At 68.0% G+C, this 9,833-nt stretch carries 9 protein-coding genes; 7 read left to right on the top strand and 2 right to left on the bottom strand.

Translation table 11 applies throughout. The features are described from left to right. Positions 1-105 precede the first annotated feature (105 nt). Together hflC and hflK are read right to left on the bottom strand one after the other, a co-directional pair. Positions 106-957, bottom strand: a complete 852-nt coding sequence (hflC, locus tag J1N50_RS09640) for a protease modulator HflC (protein WP_215353325.1) — start codon at positions 955-957, stop codon at positions 106-108. Between the two features lies 1 nt (position 958). Further along, the gene (gene hflK, locus J1N50_RS09645; protein WP_215353326.1) at positions 959-2,119 is read right to left on the bottom strand and encodes a protease modulator HflK; all 1,161 of its coding nucleotides are present in this window, start codon (positions 2,117-2,119) and stop codon (positions 959-961) included. Between the two features lie 91 nt (positions 2,120-2,210). Here hflK and J1N50_RS09650 point away from each other — a divergent pair, with 91 nt between their 5' ends. The 7 genes from J1N50_RS09650 (at position 2,211) to J1N50_RS09680 (ending at position 9,775) form a co-directional block, all read left to right on the top strand. Next, positions 2,211-3,188, top strand: a complete 978-nt coding sequence (locus J1N50_RS09650; RefSeq protein ID WP_215353327.1) for an Mrp/NBP35 family ATP-binding protein — start codon at positions 2,211-2,213, stop codon at positions 3,186-3,188. Further along, positions 3,188-3,610, top strand: coding sequence for a CoA-binding protein (locus tag J1N50_RS09655; RefSeq protein WP_215353328.1), 423 nt, complete (start codon positions 3,188-3,190; stop codon positions 3,608-3,610). Before J1N50_RS09650 ends, J1N50_RS09655 begins: the two co-directional genes overlap by 1 nt. A gap of 43 nt (positions 3,611-3,653) precedes the next feature. Next, positions 3,654-5,942 (top strand): molybdopterin cofactor-binding domain-containing protein, encoded by a 2,289-nt coding sequence (locus J1N50_RS09660; RefSeq protein WP_215353329.1) that lies wholly within the window; start codon positions 3,654-3,656, stop codon positions 5,940-5,942. 2 nt (positions 5,943-5,944) lie between these two features. Beyond that, a complete protein-coding gene (gene hemH / locus J1N50_RS09665; RefSeq protein WP_215353330.1) occupies positions 5,945-6,937 on the top strand; it encodes a ferrochelatase in 993 nt (330 codons plus the stop codon). 84 nt (positions 6,938-7,021) lie between these two features. Continuing rightward, entirely contained in the window at positions 7,022-8,713 is a 1,692-nt protein-coding gene (locus J1N50_RS09670; protein ID WP_215353331.1) for a DUF1963 domain-containing protein, read from the top strand. A 106-nt stretch (positions 8,714-8,819) separates the two neighbouring features. Continuing rightward, positions 8,820-9,542: an acetoacetyl-CoA reductase gene (phbB, locus tag J1N50_RS09675; RefSeq protein WP_058457048.1), complete on the top strand. Its 723-nt coding sequence runs from the start codon at positions 8,820-8,822 to the stop codon at positions 9,540-9,542. Then, on the top strand, positions 9,539-9,775 hold the full coding sequence (locus J1N50_RS09680) for a ribbon-helix-helix domain-containing protein (RefSeq protein ID WP_215353332.1): 237 nt from the start codon (positions 9,539-9,541) through the stop codon (positions 9,773-9,775). Before phbB ends, J1N50_RS09680 begins: the two co-directional genes overlap by 4 nt. Positions 9,776-9,833: the final 58 nt, after the last annotated feature.

The following is a 9,833-nucleotide window of genomic DNA, read 5'->3' on the forward strand; positions in this document are numbered from 1 at the left end:
CGAATAATTCCAACCCCGGCAGGCCGCTATCTGCGCACCGCAGGCTGAACGGTGTTTGAACATGAACGGAGCCTGCAGGTTCCGTTCATGCCCCGATTTTCAGGATCAGCCGCCGCGGAAATGGCGCAGATATTCGTTATCGGGCGACAGGATCACCGACGTCCCACCCTGGTTGGTTTCACCGAGGAAGGTCTGCCGATAGCTCTGCATCGCGCGATAGAAATCATAGAATTCCGGATCCTTGCCGAAGCTCGCGGCATAGATGCGTGCGGCCTCGCCGTCGGCGGTGCCGCGGATGATCTGCGCTTCCTTCTGACCCTCGGCGCGGATCGTGATCGCTTCCTGCTCGCGCGCCGTCCGCATCCGGTTGTACGCCGCCTCGAGCGTCGCGCCTTCGGGCAGGTCGGCGCGCTTGATGCGGACGTCGATGATCTCGGCGCCATATTTGTTCGCCTCGCGGTTCAGCGCGACCTGGATATTGTCCATCACCGCGCCGCGTTCGGGCGACAGCAGGGTTGCGAAGGTCCGCTTGCCGAGCTCGTTGCGCAGCGACGACCCGAGGATCGTCGCAAGCTGCTGTTGCAGCCGTTCCTCGGTGCGGATCGCGGTGTACATACGCACCGGATTGGTAATGCGGAAGCGCGCGAAGGCGTCCACCTGCAGACGCTGCTGGTCGGTCGAGAGCACCTGCTGGCGCTCCATGTTGATGCCGAGGATGCGCTTGTCGATATATTGGATGCTCTCGAAGAAGGGGATGCGCAGCGCGAGACCGGCGCCCGAACGGCCAAACTCCTCCTTCGGCTTGTAGCGGTTCACCGTGCGCTCGATTTCGCCGAAGCGAAGGATCAGCGCCTGCTGGTCCTCGCGCACGATCGAGACGGTCTGCGACACGATGACGAGCAGCGCGAGCGCCCCGACGAGCCAGCGCACCGGATGACGGGTCAGGCCTTCGAACATGTCACTGGCCTCCCTTCGTTGTCGCCTCGGGCGCGGGAACCACGCGCCGTTGCACTTCGTTCAGCGGCAGATAGGGTGTCACCCCGCGCGCCTCGACGATCGTCTTGTCGGTGTTCGACAGAACGCCCTCCATCGTTTCATAATAAAGCCGCTTGCGGGTCACACCCGGCGCCAGCTTGTACTGCTCGTAGATCTTGTCGAACGCTGCGGTATCGCCGCGCGCGCGTTCGAGCACCTGCTGTTCGTAGGCGCGGGCGAGGTTGATGTCCGATTCGCGCTTCTGGCGCGCCGCGGTCACTTCCTTGAACGCCTCGTCGACCTGACTCGGCGGGTCGGCCTGGCGGATCGCAATGCCCTGGATCGTCACGCCGGCGCGATACTGGTCGAGCAGATCCTGCATCCGCTGCTGCACCTGCCGCTCGATCTCGACGCGGCCGGGGCCGATCGCCTGGACAAGGTCGAAATTGGCGACCGTCGCGCGCATCGCGCTTTCGGCGACCTCGCGGATCGTCCCGTCGGGGTCGGCGAGCTGGAAGATGTAAAGCTCCGGGTCGCGGATCGACCAGCGGACCTCATAGGCGAGATCGACGATGCTCTGGTCGCGGGTGAGCACGAAATTCTCGTCGGTCGCGTTGGGCGAGCCGATCTGCATCGTCCGGATCGCGCGGACGTCCTCCATGCGGATGCGTTCGATCGGCGTCGGCCAGGTGAATTTGACGCCGGGACCGACGGTCCGCGAATAGCTGCCGAGGCGGGTGACGACGCCTTCCTTCTCGGGCGGGACGATGTGGAAGGAGGAAAAGAGGAGCCAGGCCACGACCAGCGCGCCGACGCCCCATTTCCACAGGCCCGCCGAATCGCCGAAGTTGAAGCTGTTGCCGCCGCCCGAACCGCCGCCGCCAAAGCTGCCGCGCCCCTTGCGCAGCAACTCGTCGAGCGCCGAAGGGCCGCGCGGCTTGCGCCCGCGGGCGGGATCGGCGGGATCGGGGGTCACCCATGGATTGCGCGGCCCCGTGCGGTCGCCGTCGCCGTCTTTTCCACCCTTGTCGCCCTTGGGACCGTTGCCCCAGGGGCTGTTCGCCATCAGGCTGATCCGGTGGAAAAATTGCCGCGCGCCCCTCGGGCTGCGGCCTCCCATGCTGCCTTCATTTTCGTTCGTCATGCCTGCTTTTATAGGGAGGACCAGCGCGAATAACAGGGGGGCAAGTGAAAATGGCTGGCAATCCCCCGCGCCATGCCTATCTCGCGCGGACATGACCGACACCGCTCCCCTCGCCAGCATCGCGACCGACCTCAGCGGCGGCCGCACCTCCGGCCTCCGCTTCCTCGACGAAAACGGCACGCTCGCGATCGTCCTCGACGTGACGGGACTTGGCGAGGACGAGCGCAAGCCGCTCGAGGAAAAACTGCGCGCCGGCCTGATGACGAAGCCGGGCGTCACGTCGGTGCGCGTCGCGATGACGGCCGAGCGCAAGGGGCTGACGATCGTCGCGGTCGGCAGCGGCAAGGGCGGGGTCGGCAAATCGACCCTCGCCGCCAATCTGGCCGTCGCGCTGCAGCGGCGCGGGGTGAAGGTCGGGCTGGTCGACGCCGACATCTATGGCCCGTCACAGCCGCGCCTGATGGACAGCGAAGGCGTGAAACCCGAGGCGCGCGGATCGAAGCTGGCGCCCGTGGCCAACGCCTATGGCGTGCCGATGCTGTCGACCGGCCAGATCGCGGCGCCCGGACAGGCGATCGCATGGCGCGGCCCGATGGCGGGGCGCGCGCTCGAACAGCTGATCGACGCGAGTTGGGGCGATATCGACACGCTGATCGTCGACCTGCCTCCCGGCACCGGCGACGTGCAGCTCACGATGATCCAGAAGCACAAGCCCGCGGGCGCGGTGATCGTCTCGACCCCCCAGGATCTGGCGCTGATGGACGCGACCCGCGCAATCGGATTCTTCGAGCAGGCCGATGTGCCGCTGATCGGGCTCGTCGAGAATATGGCGGGCTATGCCTGCCCGCATTGCGGCGAGGTCAGTGACCCCTTTGGCAGCGGCGGCGCCGAGGCGGCGGCGAAGGTGATGGGGCTCGATTTCCTGGGCCGTATCCCGCTGTCGATGGGCATCCGCCTCGCCAGCGACGGCGGCGTGCCCCCGGCGGCCGGAACCGACCCGCAAGGCGAACCGTTCCACGCGATAGCGGCGAAGGTCGCCGACTGGCTCGCGGCACGAAAGGGCAAATGATGGCGATCAACGACGAGGACGAAATCCGCGCGCTGCTGGGCGAGCCGCGCCGAATCGCGGTCGTCGGCGCCTCACCGAACCCTGCGCGCCCGTCGAATGGCGTGCTCGCTTTCCTCGTCCGCCAGGGCCATGATGTCATCGCGGTCAACCCCGGCCACGCGGGCCAGACGATCCACGGCGCGCCGGTCGTCGCGACGCTCGCCGACGTCGAGCCGCCCGCCGAGATCGTCGACATCTTCCGCAACAGCGCGGAGGCCGGGGCGGCCGTCGACGAGGCGATCGTCCATGGCGCGAAGGCGGTCTGGATGCAGATCGGGGTGATCGATCACGAAGCGGCGCGGCGCGCGAACGACGCGGGACTCGCCGTTGTGATGGACCGCTGCCCCAAGATCGAAATCCCGCGTCTCGGCCTGCTGCGCTGATTTTCTTTGCGCCGATTCCCGCGCCTGACTATCAGCAGCGGGCATGACCGGCATCAGGGACAAAGTGGGGCAAAACAGGTCGCGCCTGCCGCACGTCAGCCGTCGTTCGTTTCTGGTCGGCGCCACCGCCGCGGGCGGCCTCGCGCTTGCCTGGTCGGTCTGGCCACGCAGCTATGACCCCAACCTCACCGCCGCCGAGGGCGAACATGTCTTCAACGCCTTCCTGAAGATCGGCGACGACGGCCATATCGCCGCGATCGTCCCGCAATGCGAAATGGGGCAAGGCGTCACGACGCTGCTGCCGCAGATCATGGCCGACGAGCTCGGCGCCGACTGGCGCACGATTGCGGTCGAAAGCGCGCCGATCAGCCCGCTCTATACCAACACCCTGCTCGTCGACGAGGACAGCGGCGCCTTCATGCCGCGCAGCCTCGTTCCCGATTTCGTCGCCGACGTGCGAAGCTGGGTGCGGCGCGAATGGGCGGTGCGCCACGCGGTGATGCTGACCGCCAATTCCTCGTCGGTGCGCATGTTCGAGGGGCCGTGCCGCGCCGCCGCCGCGCAGGCGCGCGCCCTGCTGATGATGGAGGCAGCCCGCCGTTGGGACGCCGACTGGCAGCAGTGCGACACGCAGGACGGCTTCGTCATCCTCGGCAAGAAGAAGCTGCGCTTCGCCGAGGTAGCGGCGGGCGCCGCCAAGCTCGATCCGCCCCCCGAACCCGTCTATCGCGCGCCCGCCGCCGATCCGCTCTATGGCAAGGAACTGACGCGGCTCGACCTGCCCGCCAAGGTTGATGGCTCGGCGAACTATGCCGGCGACATCCGGCTGCCCGACATGGTGTTCGCGGCGATCCGGCAGGGCCCGCTCGGCGCGACTCGCCTCAAGAGCATCGACCGCAGGGCGGGGATGAAATCGCCCGGCCTGCTGCATATCGTCGAGCACGAGCGCTGGCTGGCGACGGTCGCGCGCAACTGGTGGGCGGCGAACCGCGCGCTCGACCGTTTCGCGCCGGTGTTCGAAACCGACGGTCCGCCGGTTTCGACGACGCGCATCGACACGGCGCTGAAGGCCGCCCTGAAGGCGGACGGCTACCGCATCCGCCAGAAGGGCGACGTCGGCGCGGCAATGGAAGCGCGCAAGAAGATTTCGGCCCATTATGCCGTTGCGCCCGCCCTCCACGCGCCGATCGAGACGCGCACCGCGACCGCCGCGACCGATCGCGGGCATGTGCGCGTCTGGGTCGCGACGCAGGCGCCCGCGCAGTGCCGCGACGCGATCGCCCGCGCGACCGGGCTCGCCCCGTCCGACGTCACGTTGTTCCCGATGATGGCGGGCGGGTCGTTCGACGCCTGCCTAGATCACAGCGTCGCGGTGCAGGCTGCGATCATCGCCCTCCAGATCAAACGACCGGTCCAGCTCGCGTGGTCGCGCGCCGAGGAGATCATGCGAGATATCCCGCGGGCGCCGGCCCGCGCAAAGATGACCGCGACGCTCGACGCGGCGGGCGGGATCGACGCCCTCATCGCCCGGATCGCGGCGCCATCGACGAACCACGAGTTTCGCGCGCGGCTGTTCGACGGCACGCCTGCCGACGTTGCGCAGCGCGAGGCGGCCGGCACGCCCGACGCCGTTGCGGTCGAGGGCGCACTCAGCACCTATGACATCCGCCATTTCGCGGTCAATCATTGCCCCGCTGACATCGGCCTGCCGACCGGCCGCTGGCGCGGCAACGCCGACAGCTACACGGCCTTCTTCACCGAATGTTTCATCGACGAGATGGCGGCGCGTTCCGGGTCCGATGCGCTTTCCTATCGCGTCGCGATGCTCGGCGAATCCCCGCAGCTCGCGCGCTGCCTGCTCACCGCAACCAGCCTCGGCGGCTGGGAGGGCGGCGTCGCGGGCACCGCGCAGGGCCTCGCCTGCCATTCGATGCGCGGCAGCCATATCGCGCTGATGGCGACCGCACGGCCGAGCGAGCGGGGGTTGCAGGTGCAGCAGCTCGTCGCGGTGGTCGACGCCGGCCGCCTCGTGAACCCGGCGGTCGCGCGGCAACAGGTCGAGGGCGGGCTGATCTTCGGCCTCGCCGCCGCGACCGGCGCGACGACCGACTATGGCGGCGGGATCGCCGCCGCGCGCAAGCTCGGCCAACTCGGCTTGCCGCGCCTGTCGCAATCACCCGAGATCATCGTCGAGTTCGTCGACAGCGACCGCGACCCCGGCGGGCTCGGCGAGATCGGCGTTCCCGTCGTCGCACCCGCCGTCGCCAATGCCATCGCCGCTGCGACGGGACGTCGCATCCGCCGCCTGCCACTATCGACAAGGCCGCTCTGACCATGCGCACCGGCGACCACCCCGCAATCCCCGAGGCGCGGACCGGCGTGCTTCTGGTCAATCTCGGCACACCCGATGCACCCACTGCGTCAGCGGTGCGTCGGTACCTCGCTCAATTCCTGTCGGACCGCCGCGTGGTCGAGATACCCGCACTGCTTTGGCAACCGATCCTTCGCGGCGTCATTCTGACGGTTCGTCCCCGGAAGTCGGCCCATGCCTATGCGCAGGTCTGGACCGAACAGGGATCGCCGCTTGCCGCGATCACGAAGCGGCAGACCGAAGCGCTGCAGCGCCTGATGGGAGACGATGTCCGCGTCGCCCACGCGATGCGATACGGGCAGCCCGAGATCGGCTCCGCAATCGACGCGCTGATGGCGGGCGGTTGCCGCCGAATTCTTGTTGCGCCGCTCTATCCGCAATATTGCGCCGCAACCACCGCGACGGTGGTCGACGCGGCCAATGCCCATCTGGCGACGCTTCGCTGGCAGCCGACTCTCCGCTTCCTGCCACCTTATCCCGACGACGCGGCCTATATCGAAGCCCTCCAGGCGTCGCTGGAGCAGGGGCTGGAGGCGCTCGACTTCGTACCGGACGCGATCATCGCGAGCTTTCACGGAATGCCCGAGCGCACGCTGCGGCTTGGCGACCCCTATCATTGCCAATGCCGAAAGACCGCCCGCTTGCTGTCGGAAGCGATCGGCCGCCCGGTCGAGGTCGCGTTCCAGTCGCGCTTCGGCCGCGCCAAATGGCTCGAGCCCGCAACCGACGTGACGCTCGAACGCCTGGGCCGCGAAGGACGTAGCGTCGCGATATTCGCACCCGGCTTTGCCGCCGACTGCCTTGAAACGCTGGAAGAAATCGCGATCCGCGGCCGCGAGCAGTTCGTCGCGGCCGGCGGCAGGAATTTCGCCTATCTGCCCTGCCTCAACGACAGTGCGCCCGGCATGGCAATGCTCGAAACGCTCGTTCGCCGCGAGCTGGCCGGCTGGCGCTGAATTTTCCGACGCTTACCTCCTGTTTAGGTCCGCGCGCTAGGGTCGAGCCGCGCGGGACCGGGATCGCGCGTTAGAAGGAACATCATGAGCGATCTGACTCAGGCGGCACTGATCCTCGCGGGCTTCACGCTCGCCTTTCTGTTCGTCGTCTATGCGGTGTACCGGAAGCGCAATCCACGCCCCGCGACCGCCGCGCCGCGGATGCCCAAATTGCCGAGCCTGTCGTTCGAGGCGAGTCTGCCGCGCCTGTCGCGCAAAGCCGAGATTGAACTCGAACCGGTCGAAATCGCGCCCTCGCGGCTCGCACGCATCAGCAAGCGGCCGGTCTACGAGCCGCTCGAAGAGCCGGTCGAAGCGGTCGACGCGGAGCCTGTCCCCGCCGAGGTACGCGAGGAAGCGTCGCCTTTCGAGACCGGCGCGGGGTCCGTGGCCAGCATCGGAGCCGCAGCGGCGCCCGAACCGGTGACCGAACCGGCAATCGAAGCCGCGGCCCCTGTTCTCGACGAGCGGATTCTTCAGGCTCTCGCGACCGAGGTGGAAGCGCAGGCGCACGCGACCGAACGCCCCGAACCGACGCCCGCGCTACCCACACCCCCTGCCTCCGTTCGAACCGGCCCGACCGTGCGGCTGGTTCCGCAGTTTCCGCCGCGCGACGCCATCTTGCGCAAGCATTGGCTCGGCGGGCGGCCCTGTCTGCCTGCCGGTGCCGGCTGGCCAAAGGTCGACGGACGCGACGGCGATTTCCTGGCGCAGATCGCCTGCGCCGAGCTACCGGCCGGTTTGTGGGACGGGCTCGGCCCGCGTTCGGGGTCGCTCGCCTTCTTCGCCAATCCGGATACCGGTGCGGTCATGGCCCTGCACCTCGTCGAAGACGGCGTACCGCACGATCCGCCGCACCCGCCCGGCCCGGCCTATTTCCGCCCGTGGGGCCTCGCGTCGGCAACGCTTGCGCCGCTCGCCGTGCGCGCCTTTCCCGAATGGCCCGTCGACGCGGTCACCGGCGAAGCGTCCGCGACGACGGCAGGCGCCGGTCGAGCCGCGATCGAGGCGCTGTTCGCCGCCGACTATGATATTGGCGATCCCGCCTTCCATCCTTTCGACTGGCCGACCATGCTGGCAATGGCCGACATACTCGAAAGCCATGTCATGGCGGCGCCGACCGACGGCGCCGCTCCCCCGGATGCGAACGACGAGCTGGCGGAAGCGATCGCCGACGCCGCGGCGAGCAATCGCGAGGCGCAGGCCAAGCTGGCCGAGATCATCGCGGTCATCCACGAAAGCGCCACACCCGGCGCCAGCTTCGCGCCGTCCGACGCGACCGCCGTCATGGCGGCGCTGCATGCGATCCGCTGGACCGGCGTCACCGCAACCTCCGATCCCGACAGCGGCGAGGACCAGGTCGAGACGCTGACGCTTCCGCTGACCCGTCGCCGCCCCGACAGCGACCTGTGGGTCGACGACTTCCGGCTGGTGCTGTTCGATCACGCCAAGCATGCCTGGTCGGCGAACCCCGACCGGCTGTCGGCTCCCGCCCGCGCCTTTTTCGAACCGGTGTGGCAGGCTATGGCGATGGACGAAGCGGCGTCGGTCGGCGGCTTTCCCTCGCGTCATGCGCCGGGCTTCAACGACGAATTCGACGTCGTGATGCTCGAACTCCCGGCGAGCGCGCTGCTCGGACTCGCGCACCGCGACGGCGGCCCCCTCGTCCTTGCGATGCGCAAGGCCGACCTCGCGAGCGGCGATTTCACGAAGCTCCGCGCGATCGCCTGTAACTGACTGGACCGTCTGCCCGAATTGTCGCCTGTTTGACGTTATGGTCATCTTGCGGGGCGCGCGCGCGCGCCTTAAGCAAGGGATCGAAAGCATTTGGGAGACCGGGAACATGGCACGTATCGCAGTCGTCACGGGCGGCAGCCGCGGCATCGGGGAGGCGATCAGCCTCGCGCTGAAGGATATGGGCGCCACCGTCGTCGCCAATTACTGCGGCAACGACGAAAAGGCGCGCGAGTTCACCGCGCGCACCGGCATCCCCGCCTATAAATGGGACGTCGGCGACCATCAGGCGTGCCTCGACAGCTGCGCGCAGATCGCAGAGGAAGTCGGCCCGATCGACATCGTCGTCAACAACGCCGGCATCACCCGCGACGGCACCCTTGCGCGGATGCAATATTGCGACTGGGACGATGTGATGCGCGTCAACCTCGGCGGCTGCTTCAACATGGCGAAGGCGACCTTCCCCGGCATGGTCGAGCGCGGCTGGGGCCGCATCGTCAACATCGGATCGATCAACGGGCAGGCCGGCCAGTACGGCCAGGTCAATTACGCCGCCGCGAAATCGGGCATCCACGGCTTCACCAAGGCGCTTGCGCAAGAGGGCGCGAAGAAGGGCGTGACGGTGAACGCGATCGCCCCCGGCTATATCGACACCGACATGGTCGCCGCAGTGCCCGCGCCCGTGCTCGAAAAGATCGTCGCGAAGATCCCCGTCGGCCGCCTCGGCCACGCCGAGGAAATCGCCCGCGGGGTTGCCTTCCTGTGCAGCGAGGATGCAGGGTTCGTCACCGGATCGACGATGTCGATCAACGGCGGCCAGCATATGTATTGACCGCGGACTTTCATCCCCCGGTCAAGCGCTCGGTCACCATCGCCGGCCACCCGACCTCGATCAGCCTCGAGCCCGTCTTCTGGGATGCGCTCGAAGCCGAGGCCGTGCGTCAGGCGCTGCCCGTGAACGCGCTGGTCGCGCGGATCGATGTCGAACGCATGGAGGCCGACGATCCGCCGAACCTGACATCGGCGATCCGGCAGTGGCTGTGGCGGAACCGGCCGACCGACTAGGTCACCGACTCATTATGCCGCAACCAAATCCTGATTGATGCGAGCTGGATGGAAGCGA

Origin of the sequence: Sphingopyxis soli (genome assembly GCF_018682675.1) — a bacterium.
Lineage (GTDB): Bacteria > Pseudomonadota > Alphaproteobacteria > Sphingomonadales > Sphingomonadaceae > Sphingopyxis > Sphingopyxis soli.